Consider the following 24,013-nt stretch of genomic DNA (forward strand, 5'->3'; position numbering starts at 1 on the left):
CCGGCTTTCGTTAGAGAGTAAGCGCACTACCGGCACTGACATGAAACGGTTCTCCAACAACCTCAACTATTTCTGGGATAGGAAAGTTGTTACCACTACAGTCAATTTCTATGTATTCAACCATTCCTGATTTTCCAGAGAATATTAGGATCTCTAACGTTTTACCTGCTTCCGCAAGATTAAAGTTTGCTTCAAAAATTACACCATATTTACCTGGAACTGCAATGGCCTTGGTGAAGTCCGGGACCAGAACCTTGAAGCTATTACATCCGCACTGACAGAACTCAGAAAACACGGCTTTGTCGAGGTGGTTCTTTAGCGCTTGTGTATCGGGGAACTGACATCTCTCTAAAATGAAGTTAATCCAATCCCTTGCTCTGTATTCGTTATTCATAGATTCTCTAACATTGACTGCATTGTGTATCGTTAGGGTTTGTAACCTGAAAGCTCCACAATTTTTTCTACACGAGCCTGCTCCACTGGAATATCAAAACGCTCTAGCCAGCTATACGAAAACGAAAAAATCAATTCACAAAAATCAACCGTACGATTTTCAATTGGAAAAATGTATTTCTCGCCAATTGAAAGTTGTAAAGAATCACGGCTCTGTATATTTAAGTTTCTTCCCAAATTTCCTTTAAGCCAATGCTTGACCGAAAGTTGGTACTCATACTCATCTTTTGCCTTCAGATCGTACTTTCCTGAAACCACTTGGGCAACAATAACTCTGGGCGCTGATTCTAGAATTCCTCTATGCAAACTGGCGGATCACGCTCGGCACATTCCCAGCTGTAGCAGGTGCAGGAACAAAGAAACAAAATTATTGGTAGTAGTTTCATAGTGCCTTAACGTCCCCGGAGGCCCGCTGGGCCGTAGCATCCTGCTTGCGTTTGTTAGATTTAGTCGAAGCAAATAGCATGGTTTACCATACCTAGCTCGACATTTGCCCAGCAACCACAAGGATTATTGGAGGTAGAGCACTGACCCACGGCAAAAACGTTGCCAGCCTTACTCTCCGAAACCCTACATTCACCCTGGCATTGTGAGTTACTTAGACAGGATTTTCCGGCATCTGAATAGTTAATGATGCACATTCTAGTACCGGACATACATACAGGACGAAGCTCCCCACCAACCGCGAGGCACTGTTCTGCTGTTTCAATTGCATTGAGTCTGGCAAGTTTTTCTTGCTTATCTTTAGAAAGCATCCACTGCTTCATAGCAAGCAATATCAAGATTACTAAAACAACGGTTGATATTGACTTGGCCATGGCAATCTAACGTCTGCAAGAAACGTGAGCGTTGTGAGTCGAGGCCGATAGGCCGGTTTGTTTGCGTTTGTTAGCCAATTCTATCCACTTTAGTTTGATCTTTGATATATCCCAACTGAAATAGCTCTAAGGCAATTCTTTTAAGCTCAGATATCTCTTTTGCATTACGATCTTTTTTCACACTAAGGATCTGGTATCTCTTTTGCATCAGCTTGATGTTCTGATCATTTTGTCTGCAGTCGACGCATTTGGTACAATCGGCATCAACATAAAACCCCAGCCCTTCAAACCAGTGCTTCTGCTCGTTAGCAAAAAAAATAAACCATCGCCTGCATTGAATACAACAGCGTTCTATATCTACGTAAAACTTACGCGGAAATATTGAATAGTTCTGCCTATCAATATTTGCCGGGATAGCCGTTTCGGGGAAAACACTATCTTTATCAAGGCTCCAATGAGCAGACGCAGCCATTTCAGCCGTCATCTTGCTTCCGGAGTATATTGGCTTGGAACCATATCGTGGATGATCTACGTACTCTCTGTATCTCATTTTACGCTTCTTTGACATTAGTTTTTGGTTAACGCCCGGTTAAACGGCTCGCGCTTGTGCGAGTCCGGCGATCAAAGGGAACGTCTGCTGCGGTTTGTTAATTACTTTGTATAAGAGCATAAGGAATTAGGACTGTTGCAGCCAAGGCTCCCAGTAAGATTGGAATCAGGAAAACCCAAGCTATAGGTCGCCACCCGTCACTCCATATAATAGAGCCCTCTAAATGGTTGATAGGTCCATAAGTTAAAACAATTAATAGTCCTAAATTGGTCCACACCCACAGCATTACCAGCAGTGCCATCGAGGCAGGAGACCAACCTATAAAAGGAAGAAAAAAGGACACAACTAATAACCACCTATATGGATAAAGCTTAAGTGCAACCTTTGTATAAAAATCAGTAAATAGTCTCATAGTGTGTACAACAGTTAGCGCCGAGTTGATCGACTTGTTAGGTGGCAGTAGCACCAGAAGCCATTTGGCGCAGGATAGCATCTGCACACTCGAATCCCCATAGGCCAAGGCTCAGTCCCCCATTTACCGAAAGGTCGAACCCAGGGAAGAACAGGGTGGGCTCAACGATGCTACGGCTACGGCCATCGGTCCGAGGCATTAGGCGGGACATCTCGTCATTCCATTCTAGGAATCTTGCAGGCTCCTCGAACAAGTCATCTAAGCCCGGCTCCATTCCAGTAGCAAATACGACCAAATCAAAATCTTCGTGGCCATTTTGGAAAACGGCGCCCCTCTTGCTCAATCGTTGCAGGGGATTCTCTTTCGCATCAATTACTTTGATCCGTCCCTGCTTTATCGCCTTTACGGTGCCTTGATCCATCCACGCTACTCGGCCGTGCAATGAGATTTGGGTCGCTGGGCCCGAATCCGGCGGATGGATTCCATACTCGCTCATATCGATTGAGAAGGTAGAGAGGAACTTGTCCTTCTTTGCGAGTTTCTCCCGAAACGCTGGGTGAGAGCGCGTATAGGCGTGCGACTCTTCAATGTGCCTTGAAGTGAACCCGGTCTTGAGGAACCGCGCAACACGGGCAGCGATTCCCAGGCCTCTCAATGACAACACATGGCGCGGGCCTCGGATGAGCATCTTCACTTCGCGGGCGCCACCCTCAGTGAGATCCAAAGCGATTTCTGCGGCAGAGTTTCCACTTCCGATTACAAGGGTTCGCTTGCCTTTGAAGGAGGTCGCATTGTGATACTGTCGACTATGTATCGCCGTTCCCCCGTATTCGCTTAAGCCATCAATCTCCGGCCAAATTGGTTTCCTATTGGACGCCGTGGCAATTACCAAAAACCGTGATCGGAATTCCGACTTAGAGCTCCTTATCGACCAGCGCCCGGCGTCCAGAGCAATTGACGAAACCTCCGTGTCTGCCACGATATTGCCGAGCAAGTTGTGGCGTGCTGCGTATCGCTCGAAATATTCGATGAGGTCGTCTCTCGGAAGGAACTCAGGGTAGTCGCGGCGAATTCCACCGTCATCGGGCAATTCGTGAAACGGCGTGTGAAGGCGGATCCGGTCATAGTTCCCACGCCAGAACCCTCCGCATCCTTCCCCTTTCTCTAAGATGGCCAAGTTGGTGAGACCTGCGCTCTTCAGTCGGGCGGCACAGGAAAGTCCGGCGAATCCGGCTCCAATCACTACTACATCGTGCTCGTTATCCATCGGACGCCTCCAGCTGGTGGTCGAAGCGGGGGAGCATTTATGTCACCTAAACGCCTCAATAACCGGCAGCAGGCTCGGAGCGAAGCGCAATATAAGCTGTCCGGCGCCGCAGGCGCGAAGTTAATTGACTTGTATGGTTGTTCTTGCCCGATTCTGATGTTGAAAATCCTTTTCGCTAACGGGTAAATTGAGACCCACCTTCAGCGGCCACCGAAGGCCTTGTTTATCACAGTTCGCTGCCTGGCAGGTTCGTAAAAGACCGATAACAAGTATGAACGTGAAAAGCACTCACTAGGCATAACTTGAATAGTCATGTGGGCCTTGAGCCCGAATAGCAAGATGGAGATGGCTTATCTTACTGGAAGCTAAAGAGATCAATGTCGGTATTTATTCCAGTAGTAAACAACTCGATATTTATGTGAGATCTACTGGCCAATTCTTTAGTGATAACAATGCCAAAAATGGCATTAAAGATGCCATTAAACAACTACAACCTCTTATATCTCAGAGCGTATTAATAGAGTCTATTGAAAGACGCGAATTAGAGTTTGTTTGCGCCGCAGATAAAGCAGGATTACCTATTGTCGTTTGCAATCCGTCTCAGATAAGAAGCTTCGCTAAATCCGAAGGACGCCTCGCTAAACTGACGAGCTAGATGCAATTGATATTGCACATTCTGGTGAGGCCATGAATCCAAGACTGTAGATGCTAAAACAAGAAAATTCAGGGATATCAGTGACTTACTGACTGTAATAAGCCAGTGCTTAGAGATGAGCACAATCCAAAAGAATCGACTTCAGAGGATGCCTAAGTCAGTGCACAAACTTATCCAGACCATTCTAAACACCATTAAAAAAGAGTTACAAGATATCGACAAACAACAGGATAAACTCGTTAACAGCGTGTCTGAGTGGCGGCAAAGGCACGACCTATTATTGAGCACTGAAGGAGTCGGAAATGTATTAGTTTATACGTTGATGGGAGAACTTCCTGAACTGGGAAAATTGAACCGTAAAGAAATCGATGCACTTGTAGGTATCGCCCCGATGAACCGTGATAGTGGCAGCTTCCAGGGTTAGCCCTATATTCGAGGCGGACGACATCGTGTGTGTACAGTCTTATTTTCTTCTATGATGTCGGCAATACAATGCACCCTAAATTAAAACCAATGTATGAGTGCCTAGTCGCTACGGGCAAACCAAAAAAGATGGCTTAAATAATTGACTAAGGACCATAGTCACTTGTTATGCCACTTTAACCAAGGGAGCTACATGTGCCATATAGTTTACCTTTCCCAAAGGAACCCCTTTCATCCGCATGATGTTGTAAGCAGAAACCAAATGAAAATAAAAGTTGGGGATTAGAAATTCTTGAATGTAATCCTTCCCCTCTAACTCAAGATATTGATTTCCACCAAGGTTTATTCGCTTTAGTTCTGACAATTTTGAATCTCTTAGCTCCGAATCTTGAAGTTGAGATTTAGTTCGCTCAATTAGGTTCTTAGCTACAGTTAAGGACTCAATTTTAGGGGATAGATTATCGGATTCCTGATTTTTGCACCAAAGCGAGAAATTGTAAGGCTGATTACATGTGTAGGCGATCTGTGTGCCAAAAGGAAGCATGTCTTCAATTAGTCGAAAATCCAATATGGATTCTGACTCCTCATGGAAGTGCTGTTCAGAAATTTCAAGAATATGACCAAGAGTCGTTAGTCTAGACGAAAATAAATCGACTAAACTCTTAGTTCTTTCCTTTGACATTGTATTACCTCCTTAACAGTGGAAAGTCTTAGTCATAACGCCCCAAGCACTGGCCGGAACGTAGTTGGTTGATTTTGTGCTATTAAAGCACAAAATAAAGCGGCGCAGTGGAGGTCAAGTACATTGCTTTGTCAGTTTTTTGAATCGCAAAATGATAGCTTATTGCGTAAAACCAAACCAATAATCCCATTAGGATCTGAAGAAAGCTCGACGATTGATTGTTTGTTATCGCCGATTGGTATTCGATGACACGGATTAGACCGGATTTGATCGTTTTTCCGATATAGAAAATACAGTTGAACTGAACCCAATTCAACAGGCATCCATGAGTCATTAAATGTAAATCGATCCCCTATTTCAAAAGTACTCTTGATTGAATTCAATACCAAGAAAGTTGAGTCGATACCTCGATTCAGATCTTGCAATCTCTCCCACGCTGGAGAGTCACGCCACTCAATAGGCTTTGCGTTATATGAGCTAATTTCATGTGTCAGATCTGCGTACGCGATGCGGCCTGAGATTTTCTTAGCAATAACAATGTCAGTGGCATTATTCAAATCAACACTTAAATTCTTATGATCATATTCAAACGAAATGGCTCGCTGAGAATAAAGGATGATTAATAAGGTTAGATATATAACTTTCATTGATCGAAGCCCGATGAAAACTAACGCCTTGCAGCAGAGGTCGGCACGTAGCGACGGTCCTGCAGGCTGCGATTGTTATGTTTCGTTTTTCTTGAGCTGATTTTCAAGGCTCTTTAAATCACCTAGCACCCATACATCAGAGATTCGATCACCTTCAAAGGTAAACAAGGCGCACCCACTCCAAGTTACGCGTTTATGTGATGGTAAAAAGCCCATAAACTCATCTCTATGAAATCCGGTAAAGGACATCTTTGCAAAAACCTTGTCTCCCTCTTCTACGAGATCTTCAATAATGCATTTGTAATCACCCAGCGCTTTGTGAACCATATCGACATATTCAGCGAAACCTTTGTGACCTCGCTTTTCCTGCCCCAATGATCCTCTAAAGGAGAAGCTCTCATGCAGGATCGATGGCATAGCTTTTTTATCGTGGGCATCCCAAAGAACCTCATAAAATCTTCGAACTTTATCTTTATGCACTAGTCATCCTCAGAAACATAACGAAGCGGTGTGTAAGCTGTCGGGCGCCAAAAGCGCGTAGTTAATTGACTTGGTACGCCCAGCCTGGGCATGGACCAATGGGGTGAAAATCCCCTGTAGGGAGATCACCATTTAATGGATTCCATTAAATGCTAACTACTAGCGAATGGCAACTGCAGCATCGCGAGGTTTTGTGGGGAGGAAGTCGCTAGCAAAACTAGGAGCTGACGAACAGAAACATCATATAAGGCTTAGCCTGGAGGCGAGGAGGCGAGGAGGCTAAGGATACCGCAGCTATGTGGCCAATGGGCCGAGCTAATGATGTAGTCGTGTATTGCAAGATCACGTTCTTATCTGGAGAGGTCTGTTTTGCTTGCTGCTGTCTGCGTGACCTGAAAGTCATAATAGGGCCTAACCCGCTAACCCGCTAACCCGCTAACCCCGATTCAGGAAACTCACTTTATGGCCTATGTAGATCACAAGCCGATCGGTGCCATTTCCCAAAATGCGCCCCCTATCCTTGAGTGGCTGGGAATCTCAGCAAAACACTGGCTCTATCTCAATTGGAACTTTGAAAGCTGCTTTAAAGGCCTGGTGGGATCAGCAGAGGTTGTACGGCAAGCCTGTATTCAGCTCAATAAACACTGGGTACATGGCATAGGCGGCTGCCAACGTTTTTTCGGCAACGCTCTAATAATTCCCTCCCAACCTTTCGATACTATTCCTTCCGGTTTGGCCAAAATCACGAAATCTAAAGCATAATTTTTCAGCAATTCACGTCGTCCTAAACTCGGCTAGGAGAAATGGCCGTTAAGGTGGAAGGCTCGTACTACTTCCGGTGGCATTTCTCCTACCCTATTCAAAAGGTAGGCGTCTACTCTGTGGGGGAAGGTTTCTAGCAGTCCAAGCCAGCGTTTTTAAGTCTGATTGATTGCCTTTTTATAAATCAGTTATCACATTCAATGAATGCAATGCTTTCTTTTTTCCAAAGCTCCTTTTCTGTGCTCGCACCATTTACCTCCATTATTGTTGGTATATGATATGGAGGCCCTGATTGAAGTTTTTGCTTTAATTCTTTAGTATTTTCCCTAACCAATAATGGGCAGCCGTACTTTGACAGTCTTTCTTGAGCTTGCCTTAACACCGTATATTCAGAATTTGGAAAAAGATACGCGTTGTCTCTAAGAAGCAGATAGCCAGAAAAACCAATGGTGCAGACAGTAAAAATTGAAACAAAAATTGTGAAAAAATACATTGATAGCATCGATGGATATTTCTTATAAAATCCTAGCTGTAGCATAAGTTTGCTAAGCTCTTGACCTTCAATGATTATTTGTGGCTTATTAAAATTTTTAATTTGGCTTGGCTTAGGAAAGAATGATAGCTTTAAGGATTCAGAAGGATCTAACTTTGTAATAAGAAACTCCATTTTGGATTTATCATAACTAAACTCAACTTCGCCATGCCGCTTGTTTGTTCTTACTACCGGAGCGTATTCTAAAGGAGAGGTTAAATTTATTCTGACATTTTCTAGCACACGCTTCGAAAGGTTTTCAATCCATAGCTGAGACACAAAAAAGCCATCCACTTTTGTTTTTTTTCTGAGTTCACTTGGTAGTAAATTCGGGGAGGGCTCCTCAAATTGCACGTTTATTGGATCCGGTGCGTCTTTAGCTACGGTATAAAAAAAGCTTAGTATCGAGAATGGATTCCACATTTAAGATTGGTTTCCTTATAATTTATAACGCCTCAAGCATCGTCGCAGTTTACTGCGTCCGCGTTCTTTGACTCGTTAATTTTTTTAAGTCGCTCATTTCTAACCATGGTCTGCGCCTATGTAGCATTCGATGGCAATTAGAGCACACCAAGGCTATATCTTCCTTTTTGGTTTCCTCTCCATCCTCATGGAGCTCACTTACAGGTTTGGTATGGTGCGCCTCGATAAACTCAGCGCCCAGTTCCCCATAAAAATCTTCAAAATCAAAGCCACAGCTCTCACATTGTAGTTTTCTGTATTTAGCCAACGCTTCTGCTTTAACTTGCGATATCAACGTTGAGTTTCTCTCCCTTGCTCTGTGCAGTTTTTCTTTTATCTTTCCCTCTGGAAACCCATTACGAAAGGAGGGCTTGTCTGGATCAAGTTCATCTGCTTTCGCTCGGTTTTCTGCAAGAGAGACCAATTCACCTAGAAATTCGGATATTTCGTCTACAATTCTTGGCAAAGAGATAACGGCATCAAGGCCAAAGAAATACTTCTCAAAATATTCTTTACGCTCATCATTTCTTCCATCTCTCTTTGATGGTCTATAACGCCAATGAAGATACTCTCCGTCCTCGTCAGAGGAGAAGCTATGAATTTCAGCTATTGGTCCAGCTTTATCCTCAGGAAAGAGAACGACATAGTATCCATTTGCTTCGTTCCATTTTATTAAAAGTAACCAAAGATTTACTCCCTTAGGATTTTCAATTAAAAATCCGCCTTCGAAATCCTTTGAATCGGCCCATTGGTGAAAACCCTTCAATGGTTCGGGGGTTAAGTCTTCACTAATAGAGGGGAAAGCCTTCTCTTTACTTCTGTATTGGGAGAGCAGTCCATATAAACTCTTTACTATCTGAATATCCACTTATCTCTCCGTAGAAGTTAACTCTCGCCACTCAGGTGAGAAACTTGTTTCGAGTCCAAGGCACGGAGTGCCTGAATGTGCTGGCGCTTGTATGGTTGTTCTTGATCGATTCTGATGTTGAAAATCCTTTTCGCTAACGGGTAGATTAAGACCCATCTTCGGCTGCCACCGAAGGCCTTGCTTATTAAATCCTAGGTCGTTTCTGGACACCCATCAAAGGAAGAGCTTAAGACGTTACAGCTATCGACACAATACGGAAGTCACAATAAAAAACTGGATATTAAAACAGTTAAACCCATACCCGATGACCCAGCCTCGCCGCTCACAGATCTCACTTGATGCGACTCCGTACTATCACTGCGTCTTCCGCTGTGTACGCAGGGCATTCCTTTGTGGAAGAGATACTCAATTAGGGAGGGATTATGAGCACCGGCGCCAATGGATTGAGACTGGGATGCAAAAGCTAGCTGCTTTCTTTGCGCTGGAGATCGCTGCCTATGCGGTAATGAGCAATCACTACCATGTGGTGCTCTATATTGATTCTAAAACAGCCAAAACTTGGTCTGATACTGAGGTCATTTTCCGCTGGCAGGAGCTATTTAAAGCTTCTAATTTGGCTCAGCGCTTTCTTCAGAGTGCCTCTCTGGATTGCAGTGAAAAGAACAAGCTTAAAGAGCTGATCGGGCTATGGCGAGAGCAATTAATGGATATTAGTTGGTTTATGCGCTGCCTAAACGAATCTATTGCTCGCCAAGCCAATGCAGAAGACCAGTTGTACTGGCCGCTTCTGGGAGGGCCGTTTCAAGTCTCAGGCGCAATTGGATGAAAGAGCCTTGGCTGCCTGCATGGCCTATGTCGATCTCAATCCTATCCGTGCCGATATTGCAAAAACCCCAGAGGACTCCGATCATACGTCCATTCAGCAGCGTATTCGCGCTGTGATCTCAGGTGAGCAGCCTAAAGAGCTACTACCGTTTGTGGGCGGCGAGCGCCTTAATATGCCGAAAGGGTTGCCCTTTCAATTGGATCACTATTTGGCGTTAGTAGACTGGAGTGGCCGGCATTTAGACCCCAAAAAGCGCGGTGCCATTTCTCAAAATGCGTCCCCTATCCTTAAGCGGCTGGGAATCTCAACAAAACACTGGCTCTATCTTAATCGGAACTTTGAAAGCCGCTTTAAAGGTTTGGTGGGATCAGCAGAGGCTGTACGGCAAGTCTGTATTCAGCTCAATAAACGCTGGGTACATGGCATAGGCGATTGCCAACGTTTCCTTTCTGCAACGCCCCACTAATTACCTCCCAACCTTTCGATACTATTCCTTCTGGTTTGGCCAAAATCGCGCAATTTTCAAACCTAAGGCATAATTTTTCAGTATTTCACCTTGCCGTACACCTGATCAGGAGAAGTGGCCGTCAAGGTGGAAGGCCTGTACTTTTTCCTGTGTCATATTTCAATCTATGGGTGTCCTATTGTTACTATTGTTAGTTTGACACGTCGCTCTCTCATTGTTTATGGTGCTTGTATAGGCTCTCAGGAACAAAATATATATTCTTCTTTGCTCTAGTACATGCAACATAAAATTTGTTTTTAGTTTGAGAGGCTAATTCATCAAGCTTATCTTTTTTATAGTGCTGTAGTGTGGTTGGATTTAATACAATGCATACATCTGAATAGCAATCTAAACCCTTAGTTGCCCCCCAATTTTCAGTAACTCCTGGGTAACGCTTACTATCTTTGAAAAACAACTTCACGATATTATCATCATGATAAATCTCTTCTGCCAATTTTGAGGACTGTACTAATTGGATTGAAGTTATATCATCTCTATGGGATTGTATTGTTATCCCTGTTTTTTCAGATACAAAATTACAAGTGGTTGGGCTACATCTATAGCTATGAGATAGCATTTCTGTATCAATTACATAGCCAGAAGCAACTAACTTTCTTGTATAGTTATCCAAACTTTTATGTATATTTGAATTAATATTACCATCACGACTTGTATCGAATGTATGTTGATAAAAATCACCAACCAACAGTAAGGTCTCTATTTTTGGTGATAGGTTGCATATGAAATTAAAATCATGTCCACCAAAGTCTTGTACCTCATCGATGCATACTAAATTGAAGTATTTTTCAATTCTTTCCGAAACTTCACCCATGATCTTGCACTGCTCAAGGAGTTTCGCAATTCTATTATGGTAAACTCTACCATGACTATCTTTATAGAATCTTGGGTCACTTCTCTTTAATCTAAGAGTAAATGCAGGAGGTGTATCCCAGTTAATTCCCTTAGACTTAACTCTATTACCAAGTAAAGGCTTTAAGCAAAATGAATAAATGAAGTTGAAATAGGTATAGACTCTTACCCCGCTAGGAATAAAGCCTATTTTATCTATTATCCTTGACTTGATGTTTTTATAGTTATTTTCTGTATATGTTACTATCAGTGCTCTAGTGTTTTCTTCAATTCTATTGATTATATTGCTTGTTTTACCTGAGCCAGCTACTGCTAATACTACTCGTTTATCCATTCTATAGCTCGAGATAAGTAATCTGGTGAATTTAACGAATCGGATTTTTTATCTAGAATTTCGAAAGCACAATCAGCTTTATTTTTAAGCATATACTCTAACACTGAGAGCTTTCTTCTTCCTGGAGCAAAAAGCTCATCACAAATCTCCTTATTATGGTCATAAAAACAAATTTCAAAAGTGCTTTTTTCATTATCCTCTTCATAAAAAACATTTATATTATCACTTATGTACTCATTATAATTATCAGCACAATTAGCTTCATAATCTCCATCATTATCTCTAACTACTGCCACTCGTATATTTAGTAACTTTGCTAAATCAAGATAACGTTTGAAACTAGTTCCTCCAACAGAAATGATATGAACATCATCACTATCTAATGTTCTTGATGTTACAGTCTCATAGAGAGCATCCATTAAAATATATTCTGCATCACCTTCTACTAAGATGACTTTTGAAGATAAAATAAATTCTAGTATGTTATTGTCTGGAGCCTTCATGAAGAACTTAGCTGTATCTTCTGGCAATGACTCTAGAGATATTGGAGCTGTACTATTGCTATTCAGTAATATGGTATTTCTTAAGTCCAACCTTGTACTTATTAAGCTATTATGAGTTGCAATAAATATTTGTTTTGCTTCTGAATCAGAAATTCGATTAACAAGCTTTTTCATGTTTGTGTGGCTTAAGTGATTTTCCGGCTCTTCAAGTAAAAGAGTATCTATGCTTTCACCATCACTATTTCGGCTAAGTGCAAATTCAGTTTTTATAAAGCATTGGCGTCCTTTACCTCTATTTTCTAAAGCTATTTCGCCTTCAGTTATAGTTAGATCTGTTTCAAGATTTGATTTATTGCCAGTTTTCACTGAAAATTGATATTTATCAATATCTTCATTTATTTGTCGTAAGCTATCTTCAACAAACCTTTGCTTTTGTTGTCTGTACTCATTTTGCAAAGATATTCTTTGAGTTTGACTGGATAAAGATTCGTAAACAGTTTTGATATATTCTTTAGTTGCATATTCACTGTTGATTTGTGAGCTATCAATTGAAAGATATTTTAGAAACTTTCTATATCCTGAATATGCTTCACCTGAAAAGGTTGTAAATTTGACACTATAGTATTCAAATGGAAAATTACTTTCATCTTGCGTGAGCACTTCACGTATTTCGCTACCTAATTCTTCGATTGGTTCGCAAGTTAATTTCAGTCCATCTGAAACGACATTATCCAAATTATTCTTTCCATTTAAATCTGGATTATCTTGTTCGTTCAAAAATATCTCTATATGTAGAGTTGGTAGATCACTTTCTTTTTTATCACCAGATAGGAATTCTTTTATTGCATCTGTATTAAAGATGTTTTCTAAACCTATTGATTCTACTTTATTTTTACTACCGCTAAGTACAAGCTCTATTGCAGTTAAAATTGTACTTTTTCCGGCTTCATTATCACCAATTAAAATGTTTTTATCTTCATGGAATTTTATTTCGCTCTCCCTGAATCTTTTGAAGTTGATTAATTTGATTTTTTTAATTTGTTTCATCAAATACTACCTATAAATTGTAAATATATATTTCTCTAAGATATGTATAGACGTGTAACATCTATATAGTAACCATTTTGATCACTATTATCCTGATTGTTATCTCAGAATCAATTTCTATGCCAAAGCCTAAATCTTTATTTAAAACCATAGACTTAAAGCATCCTGATACGTCCGTGCAAACTAGAAAAACGATCACTTTGACTACTATCCCAATTTTAACGCTAGTCCGTAACCCCTTTATTTCGTTATTGTTTTTGGGTTTATCTTCTTGTTCTCCAATATCACGGTCAATATGATCGTAAATCCCTAAGCTAGCACTCGCTAACTTTTACAGGCTGGTATTAGTTGAGGAGTGGTTAAGGTATCCAGGGTTCCTCTGAATCACTCTGTAATATCTCTGCGGATCTTGAAGGCTAAAGATGTTAGGCGCAGTTCGCCGCGAATGGACGTAGCCCTTTGCAAGCGTTGCAACGCAGCAGATGTGGCTTTCAAAGATCGGCCTGAGGGGCTTCCATAACGATTCATTTCTTCTATGGTCTAGTCATTCCTGTGAAGCTTCGCTCTTATTGAAACCACTCTGTAAGTAGAGGCATCACTGGGTTCTTCAGAGGCTCCTAAATCTTGCAGTAATATTCTGAAAGTTACTTTGGTCTATGGAGAGATCTTTTCTGTAGATATGTGGAGTACGTATTAAGCTGAAGCATTGATGATCTATCGTTGTCTGAACTCCAGCGTGGGAGCGGTGGGTATATTAATCTAAACGGCCATTTTTATATGCAACCGAAATTTTCAATGCGTGAGCAACAAAAAATATAGGCACAAAAATAATCTTATTAGATTTTATTAGGATTGTTTTAGTGTCAAAGCCAAGTAAAATCGATAGATATTTATTGGTATTTTAGCGGCGATTAAGAAGCCATCTAAAAACAACAATCAAAGCAGCTCGGTTCAATAGTATCGAGAGAATCAAGAACCCAAGAATTTTCTAAAAACTATCCCCTCAAAGGAGAACGGTAGCGTGAAGTAAGAATAAGTAAAAGGCGCTGACCCAAGGTGCTGGAACACCTGGGGCCAGCTAACCAAATTGATACGCTAATTATCAAGATGGCTATATGCATAGTACGCTAGAAACCCGCTCGTCTTCAATAAAGTGGAGCACAATCAGCGGTTTGGAGAGATTCTCTAAGCCCTGGGGGCGCTGCGTCTGCCTTTTCTTTTTCTACGCCTACCGTTCTCGCGCACCTCCTCGTACTTACTCAAAACCTTTCTATCCAAGCTTCCTCAACGGGGAAGGTCTATCCATGGTTTGAGTATCAGTAGGAAATAAATATGTTGATCTTAAAGCGCCGCGCTGGCGAAAACTTACGGATTGGGGCGAATGTCTCAATCACAGTATTAGGCGTTAAGGGTAATCAGGTAAAGGTAGGCATACTTGCTCCAAAATCCTTGCCAGTACACCGCGAGGAGATTTATAGGCGGATCAAAAGGGGAGGAAATATGGACAATGGGAATCGTTGAGGATCTGATCAGGATTGTGGCGTTTAACCATAAGTGGGTGGTGTTGCTATGAAAGCGCTAACTGCTGATAGTTAGCGCTTTCAGTCGAGCTTTTCGCTGCGGATAGAGCTACAGGTTAAGCTCGGGAGTGATCTGTATTAGTGATGCTTATGCTTAAATTCAGCAGCAAATTTGTCTGCTAATTTAAAGTACTGATTCAGATCCTTGCGGGTTTTTTCTGGGCGGTTGTTTTCGGAGTTAATGTGGATGTTTTCCACAACAACGGCGATGTCTTTTGCCAGCTTTTGTCTTTCACCCTTCAGGTTCTCAGCGAAAAACTCAACACTTTTCTCAAGCGTGTAGGTGATGACATGTATCTGGTGAAGCTCAGCAGCATCAAGCTTTTGCTTGCTCTTAATTTCTGCGGTTTTCTCAACGAAAATCTTCTTGGCATCCTTCATCGAAGTAACATCCGCTACTTTAAGGTGCTGAATGGGCTTTTCTCCAGAAGCATCGCTAGCTTGCGCTGTGGTAGCAAAAGTAACCGCAAAAAGTAGTGCAATTAAAATTCTCATCTTTCCTCTCTGACGCCCAAACTTTAAGGGTTGGTAAGGCATTGATCGGGCGAGGTGAATGCCTAACATTTAACAGTGATCATTTTGCTCACTTTGATCGCTATCGTAAATGAGGATAACTATCATTAACATTCATGATACAGGAATTTTTAGGTGCTCAAAACATTTGTCGTAAAAATTGCGATCAAGCTGATCGAAATTTGTAAGGAATAAGAAAATTGAATCTGGAAAGGATGCGCAGGGGAGGGGGCAACGGAGGTTTTTAGCCAGGAAGAGGCGACTCCCGTATTATGGAATTTGATCTGTTAACCCTCTCTTCGTGTAACAAAGAGAAGGTTATTTACAGAAAGAGCCGGTTAACTCTGTATTATTGAGACCGGTTTCACAAATTAATTGGTACGGAGGCTAGGAAATCTCTCCCAGAACATTAACCATCGCCGAAGTTAATTGGCTGAGGTCTTCTTTCGAGATCACATAGGGCGGCATGGCGTAGACCAGCTTGCCGAAGGGGCGCAGCCAAACTCCGCGTTCGATTAGAGCTTCCTGCACTTTGGCCGTATTTACCGGCTCGCGCATTTCCACCACGCCAATCGCTCCAAGGGCTCGAACATCGGCGACACCCGGTGCGGATTTTAATGGGGCTAGCTGTTCGGTCAGCTGTTGCTCGATCGCCGCTACTCGCTCCTGCCAGGGTCCGCTGAGTAGCAGTTGAATACTGGCATCGGCGACGGCACAAGCCAGTGGATTCCCCATAAAAGTGGGGCCGTGCATAAAGACTCCGGCCTCGCCATTGCAAATACCTTCGGCAATTCGGTCGCTACACAGCGCGGCCGCTAAAGTCATGGTGCCGCCGGTGAGGGCCTTGCCGAGGGTAAGAATATCCGGGCTGATTGCAGCGTGATCGCAGGCGAACATCTTGCCACTGCGGCCAAAGCCGGTGGCGATTTCATCGGCAATCAGCAGCAGGTCGTATTCGTCACAGAGTGCTCGTACCCGGCGCAGGTAATCTGCGGAATAAAAGCGCATACCGCCGGCACCCTGCACTATGGGTTCGAGAATTACCGCAGCCAGTTGCTCGCTGTTTTGCGCAATCAGTTGTTCCAATTCACGGATATCTTCATCCGGGCAGGTTTCGCCGAAAGGGGTTTGTGGGGCGGGGGCAAACAGGTGTTGGCTCAATTGCCCGGCAAACAGGTGGTGCATGCCGGTAACGGGATCACAGGTGGCCATGGCCCCAAAGGTATCGCCATGGTAGCCATTGCGTAGGGCCAGCAATTTACTTTTACCCGGTTTGCCCTGGGAGTGCCAAAATTGCAGGGCCATTTTGATGGCCACTTCCACAGACACTGAACCGGAATCAGCCAGAAATACCCGGTTGAGGCCGGGAGGAGTGATTTCCACCAATTTCTTGCACAGCTCGATTGCGGGCTCGTGAGTTAAACCCCCGAACATCACGTGGGACATTTTGTCCATCTGATCGCGCATGGCCTGGTTTAGCTCGGGCACATTGTAGCCGTGCAGGGCGCTCCACCAGGAGGACATGCCGTCGATCAGGCCGCGGCCATCTTCCAGGAAAATTCGAACTCCCTCAGCCCTGGCCACCGGATAAACCGGCGGCGGGTTGATCAGCGAGGAGTAGGGGTGCCAGATATGTTTGCGGTCGAATTCCAGGTCCATAAAAACTACATCTTTATTCTTAAGAGCCGACAATCATCAGTTAGGCCAGTTCGCGCAGTACTCTGAGCGGGGGCTGGCTGATCGAGCTGTAACACGCCAGGGTACCGGCGGTGCCAACCAGTACTGCACCGGTGAGTGGTCCGGTTAGCCAAAGGACTGGGTGCAATATCACCGGCAGTTCAAAGACCCAATAAGACAGCACGGCCAAGGTGGCTTCGGCACCGATAGCCGCGAGCAAGCCGGCGGCAAAACCCAGTAGGCCAAATTCCAATATCAGGCTTCTCAGCAACAAGCGCCTGCGGCCTCCCAGTGTGCGGATAATTGCCGCTTCCTGCAATCGCTCGGCGATACTGGCGCGCACCCCGGCAATTAATACCAGGACCCCGGCAACCAGCATCAGGGCCATGACTGATTCGATAGCAAAGGACACCTGGTTAATGGTGTCGCGGATACGCTGGATGATCTTATCCAGCTCTATCACGCTGACGCTGGGGAAGGCGCGAACCAGATCGTTGACCAGTAACTTGTCCTCCGGTGGGAGGTAAAAACTGGTGATATAGGTAGCCGGGAAATCATCGATAGTGCCCGGAGCAAATATCATATAGAAGTTGGGGCGCATGCTGTTCCAGTCTAGTGAGCGGAAGCTGGCTACCGGGGCTTCTACTTCGAGGCCGCCAATAGAGAAACGCAATTGATCTCCCAGTGACAGCTCCAGCTGGGCTGCCAGCTCCACTTCTACGGAAACACCTTCGCTGGCCTTGTCCCACCACTCGCCTTCCAAGATGCGGTTGTCCGGCGCCAGGGTATCGGTGTAGCTCAGGTTTAATTCCCGGCGAACGCCACCGGGACGATCTTTTTTCTCTTTAATCGAGACGCCGTTAATCGCCACCAAGCGGCCGCGCACCATGGGATAAAACTCGGTGCTGCTTACCTCACCCTCTGCCAGCATATTTTCCATGGTTGGAACATCGTGAGGGGCGATATTCAGGAGGAAGTGATTGGGGGCTTTTTCCGGCAATTGCATCCGCCATTCGTCCACCAGGGCGGTACGGGCAAAGACCATGGCCAGCATGGCCAATAATCCGGTGCCAAAAGCGGCAATCAATAAGGTGTTGAATGCGGCGCGGCGTTGCAGGCTGCCCAGGGCTATTCGCCAGGCGCCCCCCAGGGAAGCCAGCTTGCCGCGCACCAGGAGTCGGTTAACCAGGGCGCTGCCCGCCACCAATAGGAGCATGCCGACAAACAGGGCGAGCGTCATAAGCAGGCTGCCGGAAAGCCACCAGATCAGGAGCAGCATGGCGCTGGGGCCGAGAATCAGCCCGAGCCATTCGCGTCTGTCTGGATTGCTCCAGTCGTGCCGCAGGGTTTGCATCGGGTCTGTACGCGCCAAACGGAAAAGAGGCGGTAGGGCAAAGCCCAGGGCGCAGGCGAGGCCGGTGGCGAGTCCAATTAGCAGTGGGCTCCAGCTGGTAGCCGGGGGTTGTACCGGGAAGAACCCTTCCATCAGGTTGACCGCCTGGCTCTGGATAAAGGTGCCCAGTGCCAGCCCGATAGCGGTGGCAATCAGGGTGAGGGCGGCCAGCTGTCCCAGGTAGATACCGAGAATTTTGTTGCGCCCGGCGCCGAGGCTTTTCATTACGGCTACATAGGCTCCGTGGCGTAGCCCGTAGCGCCTGGCTGCCAGGCCAACGGCGACACTGGCGAGGAGAACGGCCAGGCTGGCGGCGAGAAACAGGAAGGACTCGGCTCTATCCAGGGCTGAGGCAACCCGGGGCTGGCCTTCGCGCAGGTCCAAGATCCGCTGGTGTTCAGTCAGTTGGGGTTTGAGCCAGTCAAAGTAATCCTTCAGAACTTGGTCATCACCGGCAAACAGATAGCGGTAGCGCACACGGCTGCCGGGCTGGATTACACCTGAGGCGGGTAGGTCGGCGGTATTGGCTAATACTCGCGCGCCCATATCAAACAGGCTGGTACCCCGGTCGGGTTCTCGCTCCAGTATGGCTGTCACTTTCAGTTGGGTGTCGCCGAGGGCGATAGGATCGCCGAGCTGGATTCCCATCAAAGGTAGAAGGCGGGACTCCACCCAGGCTTCTCCCGGGGGAGGTCCTTGTGGTGCAATTTCTCCAGGGCCTCCCTGGGACTTGCTGATTTCCAGTTGCCCCACCAGCGGATAGCCTTTGTCGACGGCTTTGACCGAGACAAACTGGAACTGATCGTTGGCGGAGATCATGGATGAAAACTGGACTATCTGGCCCTGTTCTAACCCTTTTTTATTGGCCTCTTCCAGCCATGCGCTATCCACAGGCTTGCTGCTGCGCAGCACCCGCTCTGCGGCCAGGAAAGTGAGGGATTGCTGCTCCATGGCGCGGGTAAGGCGGTCGGTGAAATGGGCAATGGCGGTTACACAGGTCACGGCCAGTACCAGGGCACTGGCGATCAGGGCCAGCTCGCCACCGCGCCAGTCCCTGAAAAGCAGTCGCAGCGGCAGCATCAGGCAGATACCTCCGAGAAGTTGTCGTCACCGGTGAGGGGCTCGTAGGATTCCACGGCACCTGCAGACATACGCAAGTGAGTGGCGCAGCGTTCAGCCAGGCGCTGCTCGTGGGTTACCAACACCAGAGTGGTTCTGGATTCGGCATTGAGCTTAAAGAGTAAATCGATGATCTTGGCGCCGTTGCCGGCATCCAGGCTGCCGGTGGGTTCGTCGGCAAAAAGGATAGCGTCCTCGCCGCTGAAGCTGGCGAATGCCCTGGCAATGGCGACCCTTTGCTGCTCCCCGCCGGAGAGTTGGCGCGGGTAATGGCCCAGGCGATGCTCGAGCCCGACCTTGGCCAGGAATTCCTCCGCGCGTTTGGCGGCGCCGCGTTCACCACGCAGCTCACTGGGCAGCATGACATTCTCGCGAGCGGTGAGACCGGGTAGTAGCTGGAAGGTTTGGAAGACAAACCCCACACAGCGGGCGCGTACCGCCGCACGTTGTTCTTCATCCATGGCGGTAATTTCTTCGCCGGCCAGCCAGATTTTTCCCTCACTGGGCTTGTCCAATCCAGCTAATAGACCGAGCAAGGTGGACTTGCCGGAACCTGAGGCACCGGTCACAGCCAGACTCTCTCCACGCGCCAGCTGCAGGGAGATATTGTTTAATAGGGTCAATGGCCCTTCGCTGGTGGAGACTCTGTGATACAGGTTTTCTGCCGTAAGAATGGCGGACATACTGTGTTCCCTATACGGATGCGCGAATTTTTGGAGAGTATGACATGACGACAGCCATTTTTCGGCAGATGGCGGCTCAATTCAGCTTGGTACTGTTGCTGTTTATCCCCATTGGAGCTGCCCAGGCAAGTAAGGCAGATACCTTGTTGGTCTTGGGTGACAGTATCAGCGCGGCCTACGGTATCAATGAAGAGCAGGGGTGGGTGCAATTACTGCAGGAGCGTTTGCAGGAAAAGGGCAAAAAAGTTCGGGTGATCAATGCCAGTATCAGCGGAGAGACGACTTCTGGTGGGTTGACGCGTCTGCCGCGCCTGATGCAGGAGCACAATCCGCGTTGGCTGATTGTAGAGCTGGGCGGCAATGATGGTCTGCGGGGATACCCTCCTCAGTCTTTACAGCGCAATCTGATGGAGATGGTGAAACTGGCGAAGAATTCTGGTGTAGAGGTTTTGCTGCTTGGCATGCGTATCCCGCCCAACTACGGCCGCGCCTATACCAATGCTTTTGCCGCCGTTTACCCCAAGGTGGCCAAATCCGAACAGGTCGGGTTGGTGCCCTTCTTCCTGGAAACCGTCGCGCTTGCAGACGGTGCCATGCAATCCGATGGTATCCACCCAACCGCTAAAGCACAGCCAGCCTTGCTGGAGCATGTTTGGCCTTGTGTAGAGTTCTTGTTAGCGGATAAGTCGGATGGGGAGTCGTGTACTCCGTGATCGAAATGCGTACAATCGCGCCCCCTAGCAATATGAAAGCCTCGCTCCACACAGATAGGCGATGGCTGTGACCCCCAGCCCCGGTCACCGGTACCGAAATAGTTAGAGAGACACCATGTCCGAAGTGGAAAATCGCCGCGAGCGACTCGAATTCAACAAACTGCAGAAACGCCTACGCCGCCATGTGGGTCGCGCTATTGCCGACTTCAACATGATTGAAGAGGGCGACAAAATCATGGTTTGCTTATCCGGCGGTAAGGATTCTTACGCCATGCTGGATATTCTGCTGAACCTGCAAAAAACCGCCCCGGTGAACTTTGAATTGGTGGCGGTGAATATGGACCAGAAGCAGCCTGGTTTCCCTGAGCATATCCTGCCGGAGTATCTGCGCTCCCTCGGCGTGCCACACCATATCGTAGAGAAAGATACCTATTCGGTGGTGCAGGAAGTGGTGCCAGAGGGCAAGACCACCTGTAGCCTTTGTTCGCGACTGCGTCGCGGTACCCTTTATGGCTTTGCCGAGGAAATCGGTGCTACCAAAGTGGCCCTTGGTCACCATAAGGACGATATCGTCGAGACCTTGTTCCTGAATATGTTTTACGGTGGTCGCCTGAAGGCGATGCCGCCCAAGCTGCGTGCCGATGATGGGCGCAATATTGTGATTCGCCCGCTGGCTTATTGCCGAGAAGAGGATATTGCCCGTTACGCGGAGTTCAAGGAATTCCCCATTATTCCCTGTAATTTGTGTGGTAGTCAGGAAAACTTGCAGCGCCAGGCGATCAAGCAGATGTTGCGGGAGTGGGACAATAAATTCCCAGGGCGTAGTGAAAATATCTTTGCCGCATTAACACGTATATCCCCGTCGCAATTGGCGGACAGGGATCTCTACGATTTTGAAAGTCTGGAATTGGACCGCTCTAAGCCGTCGGCTGCCGAGCGCCCTGACCATTTAATTCAGCGCCAGGTGAATTCGTGGGAGCCGGACGATGCGCAGGAGGTTGAGCCCCAGTATATCTCGGCGCTGAATTTGTAGGATCGGCACCGCTCACCAGCTGGGCATAGCTGCATTCAAAATCCCGCGTAGTGGCACTGGGTCCGTGATGGAAGTGCTGGTGCCACAATCGCGCCATTTTGGCCACATCGTGGGTGTCTGATTCGGGTATTTTGTGCACTTCTGCCGAGCGGTAAACCAGCCAGGCGATAGCGGTGGCATAGCGCAGGTTGGTGGTCAGTTCGCTGTGGGGGTGGTCGAGAAAATCCCGTTGGCTGGCGAGCCCTCGAATTTTTGAGGCCAGTGCGGGGTGATCAATCAGGTAGTTATCCCAGATTTCCCGGTGTGTATGTGGCTGGATTTGATAGATCCCCAACCCGTGGCGCCGTCCCTGCTTGAGATGAAAGCCCAGCTGTGACTCCTGTGCAGCGGTGCCCAGCAAAAGGTTTTCCATGCCCTGGCTCCAGGCTCTCAAGTGCTTGAGGGTTGGACGGATAACCTGGAGGCGCAGTTCGTCCAGACAGATGCCCATAGTATTGTCTTTTTTCTGTGGTTGTTCTGAATATTTAGTTTGTGGATTGAGTTGGCGCCAGCCGTTAAGTAGATTTACGCGCAATAAACATAATTATTTTTGAAGTGGCTCCGGTTCTGTAGTGCATTTTGCTCAAAAAGCGAGCAAGTGTCGCAGTCATTGCCTTCTTTCGGTGCCATTCCGTTTTTGAGCAGAAGGAATTCCCATGTCCGCACAGTGGCTCGTCGCCCTAACTTTTATCGCCTACCTGGCGCTGATTCTGGTGATCGGTATTTACGCCTATTTACGCACCAAAAATGCCAGTGACTATTTCCTCGGTGGCCGTTCGCTGCCTCCAGCTGTAGCAGCCTTGTCGGCTGGCGCTTCGGATATGAGCGGTTGGTTACTGCTGGGTTTGCCCGGAGCTGCTTATGCTGCAGGCCTCTCCGCAGGCTGGATCGCTATAGGCCTGTTCTCGGGAATTGTGTTGAGTTGGGTTAGCATGGGACGTCGCCTGCGTATTTATACCTATGAGTTGGATGACTCCCTCACAGTTCCCGCTTACCTGGATCGTCGCTTCAAAATGGGGCACCCCTACCTGCGCACGGTATGCGCGGTCTTTATCCTGCTGTTTTTCCTCTTCTATGTGGCTTCTGGTCTGATTGCCGGCGGTAAGCTATTTGAAACGGTATTCGGTTGGGATTACCACTGGGCGGTAATTGTTGGTGCTATAGCTGTCATTTCCTATACGCTGTTTGGTGGGTTCCTGGCGGTATCCTGGACTGATGTGTTTCAGGGCTTATTAATGAGCGCTGCTCTGATTGCCGTACCACTGGTTGTGATTTCGGACCAGGGCGGTTTCTCCGCCAGCTGGGCCCAGTTGCAAGCGCAGCAACCGCAATTAACGCATTGGCTCACAGATGGCAGCGGCCAGGCATTGGGCTTAGTAGCGATTCTCAGCTCTTTGGCCTGGGGGCTGGGTTACTTTGGTCAGCCCCATATCCTGGCGCGCTTTATGGCAGTGCGCAGCCCCGATGATGTGCCGGCAGCGGCAACCGTTGCCGCGGTGTGGTCCCTGATCGGTTTTCTCGGTGCCATGGCGGTGGGCCTCTTCGCCCACCTGCAAATGCAACAAGGGCTGCCCGATGGCGAGACTGTTTTTATGGAGCTGGTTCAGGTGTTGTTCCACCCGATTGTTGCCGGTGTGCTGTTGGCAGCAATCCTCTCAGCCATCATGAGTACGGCAGATTCTCAGCTGTTAGTGTCATCTGCGGCACTGGCGGAAGATATCTATCATGTTTGGTTTGGTCGCAAGACCAGTCCGGAGGCCATGGTTAAAGTGGGGCGCTGGGCTGTTGTTGGGCTCTCCCTGATCGCGGTGTGGATCGCGATGGACCCGGATTCCAAGGTTTTGGATGTGGTGAGCTATGCCTGGGCAGGACTCGGTGCCGCGTTCGGCCCGGCACTGTTGATCAGCCTTTACTGGTCCCGTATGACGGGCAGTGGAGCCATTGCCGGGGTTCTTGTCGGTGGGCTTACTGTAGTGATTTGGGAGCAGCTGTCTGGGGGAATCTTCGATATCTATGAGTTGCTGCCAGGTTTCATTTTCTCAGCAGCTGCTATCGTCATAGTTAGCGCGCTGACGAAATGCCCGGAAACTGTGGCCTCCCAACACAAGAAACTGCTGGGATAAGCCCGGGGGCTGCGGGGCCCTGTTGCATTGGCCCGGCCACTTGT

24 protein-coding genes are annotated in these 24,013 nt (G+C 47.0%); 8 read left to right on the forward strand and 16 right to left on the reverse strand.

Going from position 1 to position 24,013, the window contains the following annotated elements:
- Positions 1 to 10: 10 nt before the first annotated feature.
- The 4 genes from ACJJJA_RS06890 to ACJJJA_RS06905 all read right to left on the reverse strand — a co-directional run bounded on the left by ACJJJA_RS06890 (position 11) and on the right by ACJJJA_RS06905 (position 3,500).
- Positions 11 to 394: a hypothetical protein gene (locus ACJJJA_RS06890; RefSeq protein WP_444904110.1), complete on the reverse strand. Its 384-nt coding sequence runs from the start codon at positions 392 to 394 to the stop codon at positions 11 to 13.
- A gap of 32 nt (positions 395 to 426) precedes the next feature.
- A complete protein-coding gene (locus ACJJJA_RS06895) occupies positions 427 to 759 on the reverse strand; it encodes a hypothetical protein (RefSeq protein ID WP_444904111.1) in 333 nt (110 codons plus the stop codon).
- Between the two features lie 582 nt (positions 760 to 1,341).
- On the reverse strand, positions 1,342 to 1,755 hold the full coding sequence (locus tag ACJJJA_RS06900) for a zinc-ribbon domain containing protein (protein ID WP_444888318.1): 414 nt from the start codon (positions 1,753 to 1,755) through the stop codon (positions 1,342 to 1,344).
- Positions 1,756 to 2,270: 515 nt separating this feature from the next.
- Positions 2,271 to 3,500 carry a flavin-containing monooxygenase gene (locus ACJJJA_RS06905; RefSeq protein WP_444904112.1) on the reverse strand — a complete coding sequence of 410 codons (1,230 nt, stop codon included), beginning with the start codon at positions 3,498 to 3,500 and terminating at the stop codon, positions 2,271 to 2,273.
- A gap of 815 nt (positions 3,501 to 4,315) precedes the next feature.
- On the opposite strand from ACJJJA_RS06905, the gene ACJJJA_RS06910 reads away from it, so the two are divergent.
- Positions 4,316 to 4,579 carry a transposase gene (locus ACJJJA_RS06910; protein ID WP_444904113.1) on the forward strand — a complete coding sequence of 88 codons (264 nt, stop codon included), beginning with the start codon at positions 4,316 to 4,318 and terminating at the stop codon, positions 4,577 to 4,579.
- A gap of 165 nt (positions 4,580 to 4,744) precedes the next feature.
- Here ACJJJA_RS06910 and ACJJJA_RS06915 read toward each other — a convergent pair whose 3' ends face one another.
- The 3 genes from ACJJJA_RS06915 to ACJJJA_RS06925 all read right to left on the reverse strand — a co-directional run bounded on the left by ACJJJA_RS06915 (position 4,745) and on the right by ACJJJA_RS06925 (position 6,387).
- Positions 4,745 to 5,260, reverse strand: coding sequence for a DUF1993 domain-containing protein (locus ACJJJA_RS06915; RefSeq protein WP_444904114.1), 516 nt, complete (start codon positions 5,258 to 5,260; stop codon positions 4,745 to 4,747).
- 131 nt (positions 5,261 to 5,391) lie between these two features.
- Positions 5,392 to 5,907: a hypothetical protein gene (locus ACJJJA_RS06920; protein WP_444904115.1), complete on the reverse strand. Its 516-nt coding sequence runs from the start codon at positions 5,905 to 5,907 to the stop codon at positions 5,392 to 5,394.
- 75 nt (positions 5,908 to 5,982) lie between these two features.
- Positions 5,983 to 6,387, reverse strand: a complete 405-nt coding sequence (locus ACJJJA_RS06925; RefSeq protein ID WP_444904116.1) for an ester cyclase — start codon at positions 6,385 to 6,387, stop codon at positions 5,983 to 5,985.
- Between the two features lie 462 nt (positions 6,388 to 6,849).
- Here ACJJJA_RS06925 and ACJJJA_RS06930 point away from each other — a divergent pair, with 462 nt between their 5' ends.
- A complete protein-coding gene (locus ACJJJA_RS06930; protein ID WP_444904117.1) occupies positions 6,850 to 7,149 on the forward strand; it encodes a hypothetical protein in 300 nt (99 codons plus the stop codon).
- A 184-nt stretch (positions 7,150 to 7,333) separates the two neighbouring features.
- Here the strand turns inward: ACJJJA_RS06930 and ACJJJA_RS06935 are convergent, their stop codons facing one another.
- Together ACJJJA_RS06935 and ACJJJA_RS06940 are read right to left on the reverse strand one after the other, a co-directional pair.
- Positions 7,334 to 8,104 carry a hypothetical protein gene (locus ACJJJA_RS06935; RefSeq protein ID WP_444904118.1) on the reverse strand — a complete coding sequence of 257 codons (771 nt, stop codon included), beginning with the start codon at positions 8,102 to 8,104 and terminating at the stop codon, positions 7,334 to 7,336.
- A gap of 49 nt (positions 8,105 to 8,153) precedes the next feature.
- Positions 8,154 to 9,011 carry an HNH endonuclease gene (locus ACJJJA_RS06940; protein WP_444904119.1) on the reverse strand — a complete coding sequence of 286 codons (858 nt, stop codon included), beginning with the start codon at positions 9,009 to 9,011 and terminating at the stop codon, positions 8,154 to 8,156.
- Positions 9,012 to 9,465: 454 nt separating this feature from the next.
- On the opposite strand from ACJJJA_RS06940, the gene ACJJJA_RS06945 reads away from it, so the two are divergent.
- Positions 9,466 to 9,837, forward strand: a complete 372-nt coding sequence (locus ACJJJA_RS06945; RefSeq protein ID WP_444904120.1) for a hypothetical protein — start codon at positions 9,466 to 9,468, stop codon at positions 9,835 to 9,837.
- A complete protein-coding gene (locus ACJJJA_RS06950) occupies positions 9,770 to 10,303 on the forward strand; it encodes a hypothetical protein (protein ID WP_444904121.1) in 534 nt (177 codons plus the stop codon). The genes ACJJJA_RS06945 and ACJJJA_RS06950 overlap by 68 nt, the downstream gene beginning before the upstream one ends.
- A gap of 211 nt (positions 10,304 to 10,514) precedes the next feature.
- Here the strand turns inward: ACJJJA_RS06950 and ACJJJA_RS06955 are convergent, their stop codons facing one another.
- Positions 10,515 to 11,546: a hypothetical protein gene (locus ACJJJA_RS06955; RefSeq protein WP_444904122.1), complete on the reverse strand. Its 1,032-nt coding sequence runs from the start codon at positions 11,544 to 11,546 to the stop codon at positions 10,515 to 10,517.
- Positions 11,531 to 13,096, reverse strand: coding sequence for an ATP-dependent nuclease (locus tag ACJJJA_RS06960; RefSeq protein WP_444904123.1), 1,566 nt, complete (start codon positions 13,094 to 13,096; stop codon positions 11,531 to 11,533). The genes ACJJJA_RS06955 and ACJJJA_RS06960 overlap by 16 nt, the downstream gene beginning before the upstream one ends.
- 1,332 nt (positions 13,097 to 14,428) lie before the next feature.
- Here ACJJJA_RS06960 and csrA point away from each other — a divergent pair.
- Complete coding sequence (csrA, locus tag ACJJJA_RS06965) at positions 14,429 to 14,617, forward strand: carbon storage regulator CsrA (protein ID WP_444904124.1); 189 nt, start codon at positions 14,429 to 14,431, stop codon at positions 14,615 to 14,617.
- 137 nt (positions 14,618 to 14,754) lie between these two features.
- Here the strand turns inward: csrA and ACJJJA_RS06970 are convergent, their stop codons facing one another.
- The 4 genes from ACJJJA_RS06970 to ACJJJA_RS06985 form a co-directional block, all read right to left on the reverse strand.
- Positions 14,755 to 15,171 carry a DUF6746 family protein gene (locus ACJJJA_RS06970; RefSeq protein ID WP_444904125.1) on the reverse strand — a complete coding sequence of 139 codons (417 nt, stop codon included), beginning with the start codon at positions 15,169 to 15,171 and terminating at the stop codon, positions 14,755 to 14,757.
- Positions 15,172 to 15,576: 405 nt separating this feature from the next.
- Complete coding sequence (gene bioA / locus ACJJJA_RS06975) at positions 15,577 to 16,848, reverse strand: adenosylmethionine--8-amino-7-oxononanoate transaminase (RefSeq protein WP_444904126.1); 1,272 nt, start codon at positions 16,846 to 16,848, stop codon at positions 15,577 to 15,579.
- 40 nt (positions 16,849 to 16,888) lie between these two features.
- Positions 16,889 to 19,339 (reverse strand): ABC transporter permease, encoded by a 2,451-nt coding sequence (locus tag ACJJJA_RS06980; RefSeq protein WP_444904127.1) that lies wholly within the window; start codon positions 19,337 to 19,339, stop codon positions 16,889 to 16,891.
- Positions 19,339 to 20,061 (reverse strand): ABC transporter ATP-binding protein, encoded by a 723-nt coding sequence (locus ACJJJA_RS06985; RefSeq protein WP_444904128.1) that lies wholly within the window; start codon positions 20,059 to 20,061, stop codon positions 19,339 to 19,341. Before ACJJJA_RS06985 ends, ACJJJA_RS06980 begins: the two co-directional genes overlap by 1 nt.
- 44 nt (positions 20,062 to 20,105) lie before the next feature.
- On the opposite strand from ACJJJA_RS06985, the gene ACJJJA_RS06990 reads away from it, so the two are divergent.
- Both ACJJJA_RS06990 and ttcA read left to right on the forward strand, forming a co-directional pair.
- Positions 20,106 to 20,774 (forward strand): arylesterase, encoded by a 669-nt coding sequence (locus ACJJJA_RS06990; protein ID WP_444885725.1) that lies wholly within the window; start codon positions 20,106 to 20,108, stop codon positions 20,772 to 20,774.
- 115 nt (positions 20,775 to 20,889) lie between these two features.
- A complete protein-coding gene (gene ttcA, locus ACJJJA_RS06995; protein ID WP_252085012.1) occupies positions 20,890 to 21,807 on the forward strand; it encodes a tRNA 2-thiocytidine(32) synthetase TtcA in 918 nt (305 codons plus the stop codon).
- Here ttcA and ACJJJA_RS07000 read toward each other — a convergent pair.
- Complete coding sequence (locus ACJJJA_RS07000) at positions 21,692 to 22,297, reverse strand: hypothetical protein (RefSeq protein WP_444904129.1); 606 nt, start codon at positions 22,295 to 22,297, stop codon at positions 21,692 to 21,694. The genes ttcA and ACJJJA_RS07000 overlap by 116 nt on opposite strands.
- Positions 22,298 to 22,502: 205 nt before the next feature.
- On the opposite strand from ACJJJA_RS07000, the gene putP reads away from it, so the two are divergent.
- Complete coding sequence (gene putP, locus ACJJJA_RS07005) at positions 22,503 to 23,969, forward strand: sodium/proline symporter PutP (protein WP_444888335.1); 1,467 nt, start codon at positions 22,503 to 22,505, stop codon at positions 23,967 to 23,969.
- The last annotated feature ends 44 nt before the right edge of the window (positions 23,970 to 24,013 follow it).

This window comes from Microbulbifer mixtoriginis (SeqCode), assembly GCF_052466865.1.